General features: G+C 47.3%; 13 protein-coding genes. 5 read left to right on the top strand and 8 right to left on the bottom strand.

The genetic code is table 11. The features are described 5' to 3' along the window. Nucleotides 1-23: 23 nt before the first annotated feature. A complete protein-coding gene (locus tag V7Q13_RS17125) occupies nucleotides 24-905 on the bottom strand; it encodes a hypothetical protein (protein WP_333801889.1) in 882 nt (293 codons plus the stop codon). Between the two features lie 190 nt (nucleotides 906-1,095). After that, on the bottom strand, nucleotides 1,096-2,199 hold the full coding sequence (locus V7Q13_RS17120) for a metallophosphoesterase (protein WP_333801888.1): 1,104 nt from the start codon (nucleotides 2,197-2,199) through the stop codon (nucleotides 1,096-1,098). A 256-nt stretch (nucleotides 2,200-2,455) separates the two neighbouring features. On the opposite strand from V7Q13_RS17120, the gene V7Q13_RS17115 reads away from it, so the two are divergent. Together V7Q13_RS17115 and V7Q13_RS17110 are read left to right on the top strand one after the other, a co-directional pair. Continuing rightward, nucleotides 2,456-3,469 (top strand): glutamine synthetase beta-grasp domain-containing protein, encoded by a 1,014-nt coding sequence (locus tag V7Q13_RS17115; protein ID WP_333801887.1) that lies wholly within the window; start codon nucleotides 2,456-2,458, stop codon nucleotides 3,467-3,469. A 150-nt stretch (nucleotides 3,470-3,619) separates the two neighbouring features. After that, nucleotides 3,620-5,815: a glutamine synthetase III family protein gene (locus V7Q13_RS17110; protein WP_333801886.1), complete on the top strand. Its 2,196-nt coding sequence runs from the start codon at nucleotides 3,620-3,622 to the stop codon at nucleotides 5,813-5,815. Between the two features lie 145 nt (nucleotides 5,816-5,960). On the opposite strand, the gene purB is transcribed toward V7Q13_RS17110, so the two are convergent. After that, nucleotides 5,961-7,310 (bottom strand): adenylosuccinate lyase, encoded by a 1,350-nt coding sequence (gene purB, locus V7Q13_RS17105; protein ID WP_333801885.1) that lies wholly within the window; start codon nucleotides 7,308-7,310, stop codon nucleotides 5,961-5,963. 426 nt (nucleotides 7,311-7,736) lie between these two features. Next, nucleotides 7,737-8,585 carry a peptide chain release factor N(5)-glutamine methyltransferase gene (gene prmC, locus V7Q13_RS17100; RefSeq protein WP_333801884.1) on the bottom strand — a complete coding sequence of 283 codons (849 nt, stop codon included), beginning with the start codon at nucleotides 8,583-8,585 and terminating at the stop codon, nucleotides 7,737-7,739. A gap of 581 nt (nucleotides 8,586-9,166) precedes the next feature. Between prmC and V7Q13_RS17095 the strand changes: the two genes are divergently transcribed. Beyond that, nucleotides 9,167-10,141: an endonuclease/exonuclease/phosphatase family protein gene (locus V7Q13_RS17095; RefSeq protein ID WP_333801883.1), complete on the top strand. Its 975-nt coding sequence runs from the start codon at nucleotides 9,167-9,169 to the stop codon at nucleotides 10,139-10,141. A 56-nt stretch (nucleotides 10,142-10,197) separates the two neighbouring features. After that, nucleotides 10,198-10,953, top strand: a complete 756-nt coding sequence (locus V7Q13_RS17090) for a sulfite exporter TauE/SafE family protein (protein ID WP_333801882.1) — start codon at nucleotides 10,198-10,200, stop codon at nucleotides 10,951-10,953. Nucleotides 10,954-10,957: 4 nt separating this feature from the next. Here the strand turns inward: V7Q13_RS17090 and V7Q13_RS17085 are convergent, their stop codons facing one another. Next, entirely contained in the window at nucleotides 10,958-12,283 is a 1,326-nt protein-coding gene (locus tag V7Q13_RS17085; RefSeq protein ID WP_333801881.1) for an alpha-L-fucosidase, read from the bottom strand. A 644-nt stretch (nucleotides 12,284-12,927) separates the two neighbouring features. On the opposite strand from V7Q13_RS17085, the gene hutH reads away from it, so the two are divergent. After that, nucleotides 12,928-14,466, top strand: a complete 1,539-nt coding sequence (gene hutH / locus V7Q13_RS17080) for a histidine ammonia-lyase (RefSeq protein WP_333801880.1) — start codon at nucleotides 12,928-12,930, stop codon at nucleotides 14,464-14,466. A 347-nt stretch (nucleotides 14,467-14,813) separates the two neighbouring features. On the opposite strand, the gene V7Q13_RS17075 is transcribed toward hutH, so the two are convergent. The 3 genes from V7Q13_RS17075 to V7Q13_RS17065 all read right to left on the bottom strand — a co-directional run bounded on the left by V7Q13_RS17075 (nucleotide 14,814) and on the right by V7Q13_RS17065 (nucleotide 17,228). After that, the gene (locus tag V7Q13_RS17075) at nucleotides 14,814-15,380 is read right to left on the bottom strand and encodes a hypothetical protein (protein WP_333801879.1); all 567 of its coding nucleotides are present in this window, start codon (nucleotides 15,378-15,380) and stop codon (nucleotides 14,814-14,816) included. A gap of 150 nt (nucleotides 15,381-15,530) precedes the next feature. Then, nucleotides 15,531-16,121 (bottom strand): DUF6434 domain-containing protein, encoded by a 591-nt coding sequence (locus V7Q13_RS17070; RefSeq protein WP_333801878.1) that lies wholly within the window; start codon nucleotides 16,119-16,121, stop codon nucleotides 15,531-15,533. A 186-nt stretch (nucleotides 16,122-16,307) separates the two neighbouring features. Further along, entirely contained in the window at nucleotides 16,308-17,228 is a 921-nt protein-coding gene (locus tag V7Q13_RS17065) for a restriction endonuclease (protein ID WP_333801877.1), read from the bottom strand. Nucleotides 17,229-17,342 lie beyond the last annotated feature (114 nt).

The following is a 17,342-nucleotide window of genomic DNA, read 5'->3' as shown; positions in this document are numbered from 1 at the left end:
CGGTTGAGTTTTACCCTGTTTACTTACTTCACATATTCACCTTTACTGCCAAATGCATCTACCATAATGTGGAAATCCAGGAACAAAAGGCCTGCATCATCATTGTAGGTATCTGCGGTGTTACTACTGTTTCTTGTCAATCTGCAAATGAGAATACTCGAAATTTTTTTGCCTGTTCCATCAATACCTGCGTTACCCGGGGTTAAACTTGTAATCAGGTGTGTTTTGGCTGTAAAAGGCCCGGTTGAAACAACTGTATTGGTTGTAATTGCCGGAAAAACCTGTGGTGTAACCGGATCATAGTTTTGCCATGTATATTCAAGTTTCCATTCCACATTTCCTGCTTTGCTGGCTTTTGGCGACCAGTGCAAGTGTGGGAAAATATCAGAACCTTCTTTCCAGGTGTGTGGAAGCTGAACCGTGAATGACATCGCCTCTAACTGAGAGTTGTTTCTGAAATACCATATTTCAGGACCAGTGGAGCCTGAAAAATAGCTGATTGCTGTTGCATCCTTTCCCCGGTCAAGTGTTATGCGCAGGTCATCCCATCGTACGCCAAATGTGTTCAGCTTTACCCATTCAGGCGAGCCTGAAGTGCCGTTGTTATAGTAGTAGCCTACTCCATCGGCATGTGTGCCTGTAATACCCGCATTGGTGTTGTACACCAGCAGGCTGGTTGCAGGCGTGGGTATGGTTGTGGCATCAGAAGTAGATGCTAATGACACCCTTGGTAATAGCATGCCTTTGTTGGAGCTTACCACATCAAGCATGGCCGATACATCAGGGTTGTTGCCTGTGGTATTAATGGCCATGTTTTGGGCAACAACAGTGCTGGTGAAAGTCACCGAAAGCACAAACAGGAAAATGGCGCATTTTCTGAAACGGGAGCGCATAATGGGATTCATTTTATTCAGGTTTAACGTGAATAATCATCCCAAAGGCTTGATGGTATTAAAAACTCCATTCAGGCAATAGCGATGCTTGAATGTTACACTTATACAGTGCTATAAAATCTGAATAAAGGTCCGCCAAGATTGAGTCGAATTTGGTGACATATGTCATCAATCCCTCATTTTTCAGGCATTTCAACCAGCATTAGAGCGGCTGCCGGTCTCCGTTGGGCAAAACCCTGAAAAACTGGTCATCCTTCCATAACAACGCCTCAGATTGGCCTGCTGCATGTGGCACATCTATATTGATGACCTTGCCCGAAAAATGACTGCTGATTTGTTTGGAAACAACGGTGTGCCCCGTTATAATATGCTTTACACCAAACAGCCGGAGCGTACTGTCTACAGTGGCTACTGAGGCTTTCAGGTTACCAGTATAATACCCCCTGTACCAAAAGGGGCCATATTCGCTGATGGTAATAGTGCTGGGCAAATCTGGGCCCTCGCCGGTAGTGTCTCTGTAGAGTGGGCGTGCCAGTTCATTAAGTTGAGTTAATGATGGCTGCATGGAATTTACATACGGCGAAATGCCCCCGTGTACCACCAGAAAAGGGCCTATTTTTTCTGCCACATTTTTAGTCATCAGCCATTGCCCGTGCATGGATGATTGGCCAAGCACGTCTGCATAATGCATGCCCATGGCTTTTGCCTGCTCCAGGTATTGCGGGTGTGCGTAGCTGCTATCGCCGGCTAAATGCATAATTTCATGATTGCCCAAAATAAAATGCAGTTTGCCGCCTGCTTTTGCTGCCAGTTGCTCTATATAATAGGCCAGCAGCAATGTTTCCTGCACAGCAGGCCCCCGGTCTACAAAGTCGCCAATAAATGCTACGTGCCCTTTTCCAAAAGTCCAGTTTAAGTGGGCATCTACCACTCCAGCAGCTTTCAGCAAACTGAGTAGGGTTGCAGGATTGCCTTCAATATCACTGATGAATAACATTTGGGCAGGCTTTCTCCATTCAGCTTTTTCAATGCCTGGCCTAAAGGGTATTGGAATTGTCATAGCCACACTATCATTTTGAATTGCCAGCAATACAGGGATAGCCGCAATATGTGCCAAGGATAGCGCATGACGGGTGACGCTGGTGGACAAATTATTTTCGAAAGTGTACAGTATGGCAGAGTCGCGGTGCAGAAAAATGCGTGGATTGCGGTAGGGCTGGGCTAAAGATGGCAAGATAGATAACAGGCAAAGGCTGGTTGTAACAACCACGAGGCAAATGCGGAAAAAGTATTTGGAATAGCCCATGCTGAAAAAAGTGTATAAATCCTATAAGCTAAAGGTAAAGCGAATGGAGCATGCTAAACATGACCAACGACAGCAAAGCACTAAAATGAATTATGAAAAACTAACATGTAAAATATTTTCATCAAAATCTGGGTTACCTGTAGCTTTTTCTGAGAATTATTCAAAAAATTTGGACGGCTATTCGCTGTAAATGGCTTTTCCGTACCATTGCAACACAATAATTCGCCTTTCACAACTAAACCAATATATAATTCGTATGGCAGCAGCTAAGCTTGAGTACATTTGGCTCGATGGATGTCAACCAACACAGAGCCTTCGTAGCAAAACAAAAATTGAAAAAGACTTTAGTGGCAAACTGGAAGATTGCAGCATGTGGAGCTTTGATGGCTCTTCTACAGAGCAGGCCCCCGGTGGTTCTTCCGACTGTTTGTTGAAGCCTGTGTACATTGCTCCCGATCCGCAGCGTAAGAATGCCTACCTCGTAATGTGCGAAGTATTGAACGCCGACGGCACCCCTCACGAAACCAATGGCCGTGCACATATCGACGACGATGACAATGATTTCTGGTTTGGTTTTGAACAAGAGTATTTCCTGTGGGATCCTTCTACCAGTAAGCCGCTGGGCTTCCCTTCCAACGGATACCCTCGTCCGCAAGGTCCTTACTATTGCTCAGTTGGTGCATACAATGCTTTCGGCCGCGAAATTGTAGAAGAACACCTCGATGCATGCCTCGAAGCCGGTTTGAATGTTGAAGGCATTAACGCCGAAGTAGCCGCCGGTCAGTGGGAATTTCAGATTTTCGCCAAAGGTGCCAAAGAAGCCGGCGACCAAATCTGGTTGGGCCGTTATTTGCTCGAACGCATCGGTGAAAAATACGGCGTAGCCATTAACTGGCATTGCAAGCCATTGGGCAACCTCGATTGGAACGGTAGCGGTATGCATGCCAACTTTAGCAACACCTTGCTTCGTACAGCGGGCAGCAAAGAAATTTTCGACAAAGTGTGCGAAGCTTTCCGCCCTGTGGTAAAAGAACACATTGATGTATATGGTGCCGACAACCACCTGCGCCTTACCGGCAAGCACGAAACAGCCAGCATCTTCGATTTCAGCTATGGCGTTTCTGACCGTGGTGCTTCTATCCGTATTCCTGTAAACGTGCCCAAGTGGGGTTGGAAAGGTTACCTCGAAGACCGCCGCCCCAACTCAGCCGCCGACCCATACAAAGTAGCTGCCCGTATTATCAAAACAGTAAAGGCTGTTCAGGCATAAGTACATTTTTGTTATAGCAATCGAATCACAAGCAATCGAATCACAAGCAATCGAAAGGGCCAATCTCCTTGCTGAGGTTGGCTTTTTCATTAGGCCTGATGCCGCTTTTTCGTTTCTTTTACGCAAGAAAATAACGCTAAAAAAGAAGATATGGAATCGTTACGTTTTAATGCACTGAAATCGCTGCAAAGCCACCCAACCGAAGTGCCGGTAGCTGCTTCTAAAAAAGTAACTGCCATTTTTGGTGAAAATGTATTTACCCTCGATGTGGCCCGGCACTACCTTGCCGATGAAGCTTATAAAAGCCTTATTGCCAGTATTGAAAGTGGTAAGAAAATTGACCGCTCTATGGGCAACCACATTGCCAATGGCATGCGGGCCTGGGCCGAAAGCCGTGGCGTAACTCACTACTCACATTGGTTTCAACCACTCACAGGCACCACTGCCGAAAAACACGATTCTTTTTTTACCATCAAAGGCGATGGAACTCCCATCGAGCAATTTGAAGGTGACACGCTCATTCAGCAGGAACCCGATGCTTCTTCGTTTCCCAGTGGTGGTTTGCGGGCCACATTCGAAGCCCGAGGCTACACGGCATGGGATCCATCTTCGCCAGCCTTTATTATGGAAATGGGGAATGGCAAAACCTTGTGTATCCCCACCATTTATGTAAGCTATACCGGCGAAAGCCTCGACACCAAAACGCCATTGCTGCGCAGTTTGGATGCACTGAACCGTGCAGCAGTGAGTGTCTGTCATTATTTCGACCGCAATGTGGGCCATGTAAAAGCCACACTGGGTTGGGAGCAGGAATACTTTGTGATAGATGCCGGTATGGCCAACAGTCGCCCCGATTTGGTACTCACCGGTCGTACCGTGTTTGGTCATTCTTCGGCCAAAGGCCAGCAGCTGGAAGACCACTACTTTGGCTCTATTCCGGAGCGGGTATATGCCTTCATGCGAGACTTTGAAGAAGAAGCCTACCGCCTTGGAATTCCGCTGCGTACCCGCCACAACGAAGTAGCGCCATGCCAGTACGAATGTGCTCCTATTTATGAAGAAGCCAATCTGGCAGTAGACCACAATATTTTGCTCATGGATATCATGAGCCGCGTAGCCAAGCGGCATAACCTGAAGGTATTGCTGCACGAAAAACCATTTGCCGGTATCAACGGTAGTGGCAAGCACAACAACTGGAGCATGAGCACCGACACGGGTGTAAACCTGTTGGCGCCGGGCAAAACACCAAAGACCAACCTCATGTTCCTTACGTTTTTTGTAAACGTGATAAAAGCCGTGCATGATTATGCCGATTTGCTGCGGGCCAGTATTGCCAGCGAAGGCAATGATCACCGGCTTGGTGCAAACGAAGCGCCGCCTGCCATCATCTCTATTTTCATTGGTAAGTTTTTGACCGAAGTATTGAACGAAGTAAAAGAACGGGTAGGCGAAAACTTTACAGAGCAGGATGAAATTTTGCTCAAGCTCGACATTCACAAAACCATACCTGAACTGCTGCTCGATAATACAGACCGCAACCGAACTTCTCCTTTTGCATTTACCGGCAACAAGTTTGAGTTTAGGGCCGTAGGCAGCAGTGCCAATTGTGCCAACTCAATGACGGTGCTCAACTCTATTATGGCTGCAACGCTCAATGCATTTAAGCAGGATGTGGACGGCCTGATAGAAAAAGGAGAGAAGAAGGAAGTGGCCATTATGGAAACCATCAAAAAGTACATTGTTGGTGCCGAAAAAGTGCTGTTTGAAGGCGATGGTTACAGCGAAGAATGGCATGCCGAAGCCGAACGTCGTGGCCTCCCCAACATACCTACAACTCCACTGGCGTTGGATGCCTTTGTGACATCAAAGTCTAAAGAAATGTTTGAACAGCTGGAAGTGTATAACCATGCAGAGCTGGAAGCCCGTCATGAAATTATGCTCGAAGAATACATTAAACGGGTGCAGATTGAAAGCCGCATTATGGGTGAACTCTGCACCAGTCATATTTTGCCCAGCGCCATCAAGTATCAAAACATTTTAATTGAGAACATTAAAGGCCTGAAAGACCTGGGGATGATGGGCAACGCCTTTGCCAACCAGGTGCAGATATTGGAAAAAATAAGCAAGCATATAGCCGAAGTAAGCGATGGTGTAGAACAAATGATTGAGGCACGCAAGGCTTGCAACGCCATGACGAACACCCGTGCAAGGGCCATTGCTTATTGCAATACCGTGAAAGAAGCCTACTTCAATAAAATCCGGTACCATGTAGATAAACTGGAACTGCTGGTAGACGACCAATACTGGCTGTTACCCAAGTACCGCGAAATGTTGTTTATCCGATAGGCTCACCATGGCTCCCATTAAAAAGACCTGCTCACAAAAAGCAGGTCTTTTTTGTATGGTTGTTTGCACAGGTCTGTACACGTTAGTTATGCTGCTTGCAGCGCATTAAGCTTTTAGCCTTCAGCTTTATGCTTTATGCCTTCTGTTACATATCGGGAATAATGCCCGTATAATTCTGCGGCGTTATTTTCTTCAGCTCTTTTTTCAGTGTGGCACTCACTTTCAGCGAGTCGATGAATTGGTGCATGCTTTGTTTGTTGATGCCGGCTGCACCACGGGTCAGTTCTTTCAGCGCCTCATAGGGGTTGGGATAGTTTTCGCGGCGCAGCACGGTTTGAATAGCTTCTGCCACCACAGCCCAGTTATTTTCAAGGTCTTCCTGCATTTTCTTTTCATTCAGCACCAGCTTTTCCAGGCCTTTATTGATGGCCGAAAGAGCAATTATAGTATGCGATACCGGCACACCAATATTGCGCAGCACGGTGCTGTCGGTAAGGTCGCGTTGCAGGCGGCTGATGGGCAGTTTGGCACTCAGATGCTCCAGCAAACTGTTGGCAATGCCGAGGTTGCCCTCCGCATTTTCAAAATCAATCGGGTTCACTTTGTGTGGCATGGCGCTGCTGCCCACTTCACCTTTTTTGGTTTTTTGTTTGAAGTAATCCATGCTGATATACGTCCAGATATCGCGGCACAAATCAATCAGAATATTGTTGATGCGTTTGATGGCATCGAAGTGAGTCGCCAAACTATCGTAGTGCTCAATTTGCGTGGTAAACTGCATGCGTTGCAGGCCCAGCACTTCATCTACAAAGTGGTTGGCAAAGGCTACCCAATCGGTTTTGGGGTACGCAATATGATGCGCATTGAAGTTGCCCGTAGCGCCGCCAAACTTGGCTGCATACGGTATGTTGCTAAACAGCTGCACCTGATTGTCGATGCGTTCTACAAACACCATTATTTCCTTCCCCAGCCGGGTAGGGCTGGCAGGTTGGCCATGGGTGCGGGCCAGCAGTGGAATATTTTTCCAGCTATTGGCCAGCTCATGCAGTTTGGTTTGCAGGTTAATGATGGCTGGCAAAAACTCATATTCCATCGCATTCTTCCACAGCAAAGGAATAGAGGTGTTGTTCACATCCTGACTGGTGAGGCCAAAGTGCACAAACTCTTTGGCATCGGCACCGGCGTCGGTGGTTTCCAGCTTTTGTTTGATGAAATATTCCACGGCTTTTACATCGTGGTTGGTTGTTTTTTCAATCTCTTTAATGGCTTGTGCATCTTCCAGGCTAAACTCTTCCAGCACTTTGCGCAGTGCAGCTCGGGCCTTAGCACTCAGCTTAAAAAACTTCTTATCGGCCAGCAAAAAGAAGTATTCCATTTCTACCAGCACCCGGTATTTAATGAGGGCATATTCGCTAAAATATTCATCCAGCTGGCTCACCTGCCGGCGGTAGCGGCCATCTACAGGAGAAATAGCCGTGAGTTGTTGTAAATCCATAGTTTGATTTGAAGAGCCGCGAAGATAGTTTATAGTCGGGAGTCAGGAGTCGGGAGACGGAAAGTCCGAAAGTCCGAAAGACGGAAAGTCCGATAGTGCGGAGTTTCTTCCCTCCTTGGAGGGGTGCCCTTTAGGGCGGGGTGGGTTGTTAGTCGGAATGTCCGAAAGACCGGAAGTCTGCCAGTAGCATTAAAACAACAAAAGCAAATATTCCCCCTCTGGGGGCTAGGGGGCTGTCATCTACAAATCTCCCTTCATCAATTGTTCGGGCTGTACGCTTGTACTCCTCGCCCCGCTAAGGCGTGGCTGTGGGGTACCGCTTCCATCCCGCAGCCCTTCAGCTGCAACGCAGCATTCATCAACATTTCAAAAAAGATTCGGTCGTCAATCGTCGGTCATCTGTGGTCTGTCGTCGGTAGTCCAAAGTCACTGCTTCAGCACCGCTTTCACCATCCTTTCATTCCCAAACATATCCGTTTTCTGCTCGGCCGTAAAACCCTTTTCCTGCAAGGCTTTCAGCACTTGCTTTACATACAGCTGATGACATTCGAAATACAAACTGCCGCCGGGTTGTAAGTGCGTTTTGGCGAAATCAGCAATGGCATTGTAAAACAACAACGGATCATTATCGGGTACAAACAATGCCAGGTGCGGTTCCCAATCGGTTACGTTTTTATCGAGCTGCTGGTTTTCTTGCTGTGGAATGTATGGCGGGTTCGATACAATGATGTCGAATGATTGTGCCGGCCATTGTGCCGGTTCCAGTATGCTGGCTTGCAGCCACTGTATGGGCGTTTGCTGCGTTGTGGCATTTTGCTGCGCTACTGCCAAAGCATCAGCACTCACATCTAAGCCAAACACATCTGCAGCAGGCCAGTTTTTTTTGATGGCGATTGGGATGCAACCACTGCCGGTACCAATATCCAACATGCTGGCGTGGCTTCGCTGCGGTTGTTCTTCCAGTATCCACTGCACCAGTTCTTCCGTTTCGGGGCGGGGAATGAGCACCGCATTGTTTACCATCAACTCCATATTGTAAAACCATGCTTTGCCGGTTACATATTGCACGGGCTTGTATTGACGCAGCTCAATGAGCATCGTTTCCAAAATGGACTGTTGTGCATCCGTCAGTAAGTTGCTGCCACTGTTGACGGATGAAGCCGGTTGGCCAGCGATGGCTTCCATCACCAACCGGGCAATGGCTCTTGCTTCGGCTCTATCGTACAGTGCCGTTAATTGTTTGGTCAGGTAGTCATGTGCTGCAGTTATTGTCATATGCTGCAACATTACGCTGCTTTGCACAATCCTTTTCAGTTGAATATTTTACACAGCTTCTTTCTGTCGCAGGCCTCCCGGCCTGTGACGGTGTGTTACTCTTTTACAATTTGCAGCATAGCCCAATAATATCGCCCTTTCAGGGCTTGGTTCTTTGTTGATGCCCATATACCCCGGGTTGAAACCCGGGGCAAGGATATTCCGCTCCGTTGGGGTTCATCCTATTTTATCCGTGAAAATCCTCACTCTCCGCCAAAATCCGCGTCCCATTCATCCTTTCTGTCGCAGGCCTCCCGGCCTGCGACGATGTGTTACTAATGCCAGCACGTGAATGATTACGCTTACAATTTCGCCCTGTCAGGGCTTGCGTCATTTGTGGGGCATCTTCATCCACGGGTTACACCCGTGGCTATAAGCAATCGCCCTTTCAGGGCTTTACCCAAATCGCATCCGCGAAAATCCATTCTCTCCGCCAAAATCCGCGTCCCATTTTTCCGCGTCCCATTATCCATAAAAAACACCCGTTCGCCTGTTGCTCAAACCATATTGTTTGTGCATCTTTCTACACTAAAAAAATACATATGCCAACCACACACCGCTTGTTTTGGTGGAACCTCGAAAACCTGTTTGATGCCGTCAACTCCACCAACCGCTCCGAAAAATTGCAACGCACCCTCAACAAAGAATTGAAGGGTTGGACAGCAGCTATACTCAGCAAAAAGATTGCGCAGCTCAATAAAGTCATCACTGCCCTCAACCCCGATATTTTGGGCGTATGCGAAGTAGAAAATCTACCGGTGCTACAGCAGTTGGTAGATGCAATGAGTACGGCCCTCAACCGGCCATACAAAGTGTTACATCAGGATACGAAAGATGCCCGTGGCATTGATGTGGCGTTTATTTACGACAGCAGCAAATACACGCCAAAAGGCGAGTTGTTTTCATTAGAAGTAATGCGCCGCAATGCCACTCGGGATATTGTGCAGGTACAATTGCAAACAAAAGCAGGCAACTTACTCGTGTTGCTCGGCAATCACTGGCCGGCCCGCAGCGAGGGCAAATATGAAAGCGAACCCTTCCGCATGATGGTTGGAGAAGTACTGAGCTACTGGGTGAAACGCATACACGAAATAGAAGGCAAGGGCGCCAGCATTGTCGCCATGGGCGATTTCAACGATGAACCTTTCGACAGAAGTTTGGTGGAGTATGCTAAGAGTACGCACATCATTAAGCAAATAGAAAACAGCACCACCACCGATTATCTCTACAACCTGAGTGCGGCTTGCATCAATGGCAAATTGGGCACCTATGTATTCGGCAATGAGATCAATGTACTAGATCAGTTTTTGGTGTCGAAAGCCATTGCGGTAAAAACCAAACTGTCAAAGTTTAGTGTGGCGGCACCCGTACGTATTTGCCACGATGTAGTGCCCGGCATGGTAAAAGGTGAATACAATGCACCCGTCAAATTCGGCCGTCCTGCCGAGGCATCAACTTTTAATAAAGAAGGTTTCAGCGATCATTTGCCCATTGCACTGACATTGGAAGAAAAGTAATGCTAAACCTTTTGGGACACATGTTGGCATGAGATACTGCCTTTACTTTGCGCCCCATGTTGTACTCGGTTTTTTCGCTGTATCCATTGTCGCAATGGCTGCTCATTTTGCTGGCAGCGTTCATCATTGGTTTGGGCAAGGCAGGCTTAAAAGGTGTCGACATGTTGTCGGTCACCATTATGGCGCTGGTCTTTGGCGGCAAATCGTCTACAGGCATTGTGCTGCCGCTGCTGTGTGCAGCAGATATTGCGGCAGTCATCTATTACAACCGCCATGCACAATGGAAACATTTCTGGAAACTCATGCCCTGGATGGCCGTAGGTATTTTGCTCGGCGTATACCTCGGACAAGACATGCCAGAAAAAACATTCCGCATGCTCATGGCGGGCATTGTGCTCTGCACCATCATCATTGTGCTGTGGATGGAACTGCGTAAATCGGTGTCCGTTCCCAAGCACCCCATGTTTGCTGTGAGCACGGGTTTGGCAGCGGGCTTTACCACCATGATGGGCAACCTGGCCGGTGCTTTTGCCAACCTTTATTTTTTAGCCATGCGCCTGCCCAAGAATGATTTTATTGGCACTGCTGCGTGGCTCTTTCTTGTCATCAATCTGTTCAAGTTGCCCTTTCAGGTTTTCTTCTGGAAAAACATACATGCCGATACCTTGCTTACGGATATCGTGTTGCTGCCGGCCCTGGCGCTGGGCTTTGTAACGGGGCTGCGCATTGTGCGGCATTTGCAAGACAGCCACTACCGCAGGGTAGTGATTGTACTTACGTTGATTGGCGCTGTTGCCATGTTGTTGAAGTAGGAATTTATTTCAACAACACTTCCACCACATAATCATAGGTACCTGCCTGGTATTGCGGATACACAAACAGGCCTTCTTTTACCTTGCTCCATTTGAGTGGTTTGTTGCTGCCCATGGTTTGCACGGCCGCTACTTCGCCGATAAAGTTCGGCAGCAATACAAAGTCGTTAGCCGGGGCTTTCAAAAAATGCAGAAAGATGCGTTTGCCTTTTTGCGTAGCCACGCCCCAAGGTTGTGGTGGTAGTACATTGCCACGGGTGCCATAAATACTTTCGCCATACTTGGTCAGCCATTTGCCCGCCACAGCCAGTGTATCTACAAATTCTTGTTGAATGGGACCCGTGGGCATGGGGCCTACATTCAGCAGCAGGTTGGCATTACGCCCTGCAGCACCCGCCAGCCAGTGTATCACTTGCTCTGGCGATTTAAACTTGCGGTCGGTAATGTTGTAGCCCCAGCTGTTGTTGAGGGTTTCGCAGGTTTCTACCGGCAGGGCATTGCTGGCTTGTTGGAAGCTCAGCCCCGATTTGTTTTCACCCGGCAGGTCACGTTCAAACATTTGAAAATCTTCGCCGGCAATGGGATCGAGGTGGTGGTTGTTACCAATCATACAAGCCGGTTGCAATTGGTGAATGAGGCTATAAATCTCCTCATACTTCCAGTCGATGCGGGAGGCCCGGTCGTGGCTACCTTCGGGGTTGGTTTGGTCCCAATGGCCATCAAACCAAATGCTCATGATGGGGCCGTAATTCGTCAGCAGTTCGGTGAGTTGGTTTTTCATAAACTGCAGGTAGCTGGCATAATCGCCATTGCCGGTGCGGCCACTGTGCTGGCCGGTACGGCCGCTGCGCCATGGATAATCTTCCCGATACCAATCGAGAGTAGAGTAGTAGAGGCCCAGCTGCAGGCCATGCTTTTTGCAGGCTGCTGCCAGTTGTTGCAACGCATCTTTGCCATAAGGCGTGTTGGTGATTTTCCAATCGCTGTAGCGGGTATCCCAGTTGCTGAAACCATCGTGGTGGCGGGTAATGAACACGATGTATTTCATGCCCGCATTTTTGGCTGTCAGCACCCATTGCTCCGCATCAAAATCAATCGGGTTAAACACCCGGATATAACGTTGATAATCTTCCTTGCGAATCTTGCGGTTGTTCATCACCCATTCGCCATCGCCCAGCACACTGCTCAAGCCCCAGTGTATAAACATCCCGTATTTATGATCCTGAAAGTTCGTTCTGGCTTGCAGGTTGTCAGTACTTGGCTCGTAGTTGGCCTGGCCGTTGGCCAGCAGGCTGCCACACAATAGCAGCAAGAGAAATGTATTTTTCATACGGTCAATATATCCGGAAATGTACGATGCCGGCAGGAGAGGATGCTGTGTTTTTTTGAACCACGAAGACGCCAAGGAGGCACAAGGAGCACTAAGTTTTTTACCACAGAGGCATTGGAGTTTCGCACTGAGCTCACAGAGTGCCAAATGTTTTTGTAATAAAATCCTCATTCTAAGAATTGTTGATAGATGACAGATGGTGGGAAAACAGGAAACAAAAAAAATCCGTGACAATCCGTTCCCCATCCGAAAACTCCGCGTCTCTTTCTGTCGCAGGCCTCCCGGCCTGTGACAGATGGTTACTCGATAAAAGATTGCAGCCTGGTCAATTGATGTCGCCCCTACAGGGCTTGGCGATTGTCGTTGCCCATTCCCCCGGGTTGAAACCCGGGGCTAGGTGATAAACGCCCTTTCAGGGCTAAATCATGATATCCGTAAAAATCGTTTTCAATCCGCCAAACTCCGCGTCCCAATAATCAGTGTCCCAATAATGCGTGTCCTCCATCTCTCTTGCTGTCGCTGGCCTCCCGGCCTGTGACAGATGGTTACTCATTTACCCGTGTACATCCGTTACCCAATCCGCTAAAATCCGTGTCCTATTCAACGGCATTTCATACATTGCCCACTTCACCAACGACGATGCTATGCTTGCCCCATTTTATTACGGTACCGGCCATCTTACAGTAGATGTGGCCGTGGCCATTGCCAAAGGCCAATGCCACGCCAGCTTGCAGGAAGAAGCCCTGCAGCGCATTGCCCGCAGCACCCAATCGGTACAACAAATTGTCGACGAAGGCCAAACGGTGTACGGTATCAATACAGGCTTTGGAATCCTTGCCAATACACCCATTTCCGCCGCCGATACCCGCACCCTGCAGTACAAAATTTTACAAAGCCATAGTGTAGGCGTGGGCGACCCCATACCTGCCTTGGTGGCCAAGCTCATGCTCATTACCAAAGTGCATGCACTGGCGCAGGGCTATAGCGGTGTGCAGCTCAGCACTTTGCAGCGCATCATCTGGCATATCGACAATGATGTGATACCCGTGGTACCCGAAAAGGGCAGTGTAGGTGCCAGTGGCGATTTAGCTCCATTGGCGCATTTGTTTTTGCCACTCATTGGCTTGGGCGAATGTTATTACAAAGGACAACGGGTGGTAACGGCGCATGTATTGCAGCGGGAGCAACTGGAGCCCATTGCCTTAGGACCGAAAGAAGGGCTGGCACTCATCAATGGCACACAGTTTATTTTGGCCTTTGCCACACAGGCCGTGCAGCGTATGCACAATTGTTTGGATGCCGCCGACATCGTTGGCGCCATGAGCCTCGAAGCTCTCACAGGTACCAAAGCACCCTTCGACGAACGCCTGCATCAGCTGCGGCCCTTTGAGGGCAATCTGCTGGTGGCCAAACGCCTTCGCACTTTATTACACGGCTCTCACATTATGGACAGCCATGTAGACTGTGGACGGGTGCAGGATCCTTACAGTTTGCGCTGCATGCCACAGGTGCATGGTGCCAGCCGCAATGCGTGGCTGCACCTGAAAGCCCTCACCGAAACAGAGCTGAATGCCGTGACCGATAACCCCATCATCTTTAATGCACACGATACCATCAGTGGTGGCAATTTTCACGGGCAGCCATTGGCGTTGCCGTTGGATTATGCCTGCCTGGCGGCTGCCGAAATTGGCAACATCAGCGACCGGCGTTGCTACCTCTTGCTCGAAGGCAAGTGGGGCCTGCCCATGCTGCTGATGCAGGATGTGGGCCTCAACAGTGGTTTCATGATTCCGCAATACACCACGGCGGCGTTGGTGACTGAAAATAAAACGCTCTGCTTCCCCGCCAGCGCCGATAGCATTCCCACTTCGCTGGGGCAGGAAGACCATGTGAGCATGGGCAGCATCAGCGGCCGCAAGCTGAGCAAGGTGCTCGATAACCTCGAATACATCCTCGCTATCGAACTGCTGAGTGCCTGCCAGGCCATTGAGTTCAGGCGGCCACTCAAGAGCAGTGTGCTGTTGGAATTTGCCCACGATTATGTGCGGCAATTTGTAGGCTTCGCCAACGAAGACCGGATTTTTGCCAATGATATCAATGCCGTAGCCGGCCTCATCAAAGACTTTTCTTTTGTGCAACAACTGAATGCCTTTGCAAAGGCGCAGGAGATTGAGTTTGCGTAAATGCTTTATGCCTTTGTTGGTGAGCGATTAAGAATTACGGAATGATGGAAGCTTGAAAAATGAAGGAAGCAACCAAGGCTTTGCCAGCTCCCTACCCGGCCTTTGGGCCGGAGCTGTGGCTACACACTTTGTATTTGAAAGGGTGCCAACGTTGACGGCTTGCTGCTGTGCTGGTATTTTATAATTGTCAGCTGGCAACTGAAGCCGATTGAAAAACCAAAGTACAAAATATATTTTGTTGCTCAATAGCGTAATGTCGGCTGGAACTGTGGATGATAAGCGAACAAAAAGTTGATGTTGCGTTACGTCAGCCAGCATAGCAGCAAACCGATGTTGCCAGCATGTAGCTATTCGTCATCAGCTCTTTGTCTGGCTTTCATGATTGCGTCTGCAGTCTCTTGCCAAGTGTGTCTTGTCCACGAATTTGTTGTCCTGTCAAAGACAAAACGACAAGTTGGAATATAGCCAAGTGTCCCACCACAACTGGCAGCAAAGTTTGAGTTAACAGGAATTGCTTTCCCGTTCTTATACTTAACTTTTGTCACCCGAACTGCCCATCCTCCAATGTCAATATTAATTGTGTCCTGCAGCTGCGTCACGAATAGCTTCTCCAATGAACCTGTTCTATTTTTCGTCTTTACAAATTCTTCTAATGCTTCTCGCTGTGTCACATAGAGAACTGTGAAATCTTTGAATTTCGTTTGCAAGTTCGGTGTCAACTCGCTCTTAAGAATGAAAGCATTACTTGGCTTATATGATAATGCTTCAACGCTGTCCAATGGTTTAGCAAAGTCAGTGTAGTAATATTCAATGGTCACGTTACATAAGCTGTCAACAAGTGTCTGAGGAAACTTCTGTCCGAAAGAAGTGTCACTGAGGAAAAGTGTCAAAATGATGGTGGCTACGAATTTCATTTGCTATTGCTGGCAACGTTTTGCAGCTTGGCGAAGTGGCGGATTTTGAAGCACTTACTTTCATTTTAGCTCTAATGTTCATTTGAAAACCAAATATTCAATTTAGCACTAAACCCGCCATTTTGCCAAACTGCTGTTGTGCGTTCGTTTTTATTTCATTTCTAAATCCGTCCGTTCATATTCATTTGTCCCTCTCTGTGAACGTTTCAATTTCCAATGTCTCATTGCGTCTTTGCTTGATAGTTCAGGATTGTCTGCCAAAAATGCTCGCATATATCGATTATATTCGAATTGGGGGTCAATTTCGCTGACATAATTTTTGTCCTTTTTTAACTCATTAATTCTGTTCCATTCAATGATGGCGTCACCAAGTGTCTTACCAACATTTTCCTTTATCCATTTCATAAATATGACATTAAAGGCAAAGTGAGAACCAATTTCCTGTATAAAAAAACTTCTAACATTCTCTCCGTTTTTATAGCTGTCAGTAATTTCAGTTTTAAGAGTTAATTTCTCTTTGCTCCAATCAAATTTCGATTTGCCTTTTGACTTTGCCGCTTCAATTTTATCAGTTTTACCTGTCAGAATATAATGTCTAATTCTGTCTGATATTTCGATTTTTCCACCCGATGTTGAAATACCAACTCGTTTACAAAAGTCTGCAAGTTCCTCTTTCAACCAATAAAAATCATTGAAGTCGGCAAGTGTAATATTTCTATCTAAATTCGGTCTCTTCTCCATATTTACGGTGTCTTTTAAAATGACGCACAACGTTTTTGCGCTTGGCGTTCGTGCGGGATTTCAGGGCACAAAACTGTCAGCCCAGCACTAAAGCCCAATTGAAAAACTGAACTTGAATTTAAGCACTCCGCCCCGCATGACGCCAAACGCATGTTAGCGGGTCGGCCTTCTGTCAGTCCGTATGTTTTATTCTTCTCCAAAATAGTCGCTGTCAATTTTTTTAAGTTCATAAGTCTGCTGTGTCGTGCAACCAAGGTTATAATCAATCATTAGTTGAGCCAACTGTTCACCGTCTATGAGCACAATTTTCGTTTCATTTCTCGGTGTATATTCCAATGCTTCTTTAGTGAAATTTGAAGTCGTAATGAAAATTCCTTTTTTGGCTCCTTGTCCGGCAAGTGCACCAACGAATTTTTGAAGTTCCGGTCGTCCAACTACGTTTCCTGGTTTCCACCGCTTAGCTTGAATGTAGATTATGTCAAGTCCGAGTTTGTCTTCTTTTATTGTTCCATCAATTCCTTCGTCACCGCTTTTTCCCATTGCTTTTCCTGCGTCTTTGATTGAGCCACCGTAACCCATTTTCACTAATAGTTCAACTACAAGTCGTTCAAAGAAAGCAGGAGAGAGGTCAACAACTTTGTTAAGTAGTTCGGCTGCTAATGATTTTCTTATTCGTTGATATGCTTTATCTAAACTCTCTTCGGGTGTCTGTTCGTTGTTCTCGATTATTGTCGTTTCATCTTCTTCGCTTTCGTTGTTATTTCTCGATGCGTTTTGAAACTCTAAAAATGCAGGGAACTGTCTTAAATACTTTGCATCAATTCGGTCAGGATTTTTCGCTAAGGTCTGTCTGCCAAGTTCGGTAATTACAAAAGTTGCTCGTTTTGGTGAATCAAGCAGTCCTGCTTTTTTTAGATAAGTCTTTGCCCAACCGACTCTGTTGTCAAAAATGGCTTGATTTCCACTTGCCAAAAGTTCTTTTCTTTCTTCGTCTGTTACTTGAAATTCAATCGCCAAACTTTCAATCAAGTCTCTGTATTTGTGCTCTTGTCCGTCCGCTACGAGTTTGAGTAGTGGAAGCATTAAGGATTGATAGTCTGGAATCATATTTTCTCTTTAATTGTCAGTTCGTTTTATATTTAGTTGTCGTCTTTTAGGCTGCCCGCTAACGAACAGGGCTTTGTGCAGGTTGGGAATTAGCATTCCGTCTGCCCATAACCG

This window comes from Phnomibacter sp. (assembly GCF_036803085.1).
In the GTDB taxonomy this organism is placed as follows: domain Bacteria; phylum Bacteroidota; class Bacteroidia; order Chitinophagales; family Chitinophagaceae; genus Phnomibacter.
This window is presented reverse-complemented; position numbering and strand designations above follow the sequence as displayed.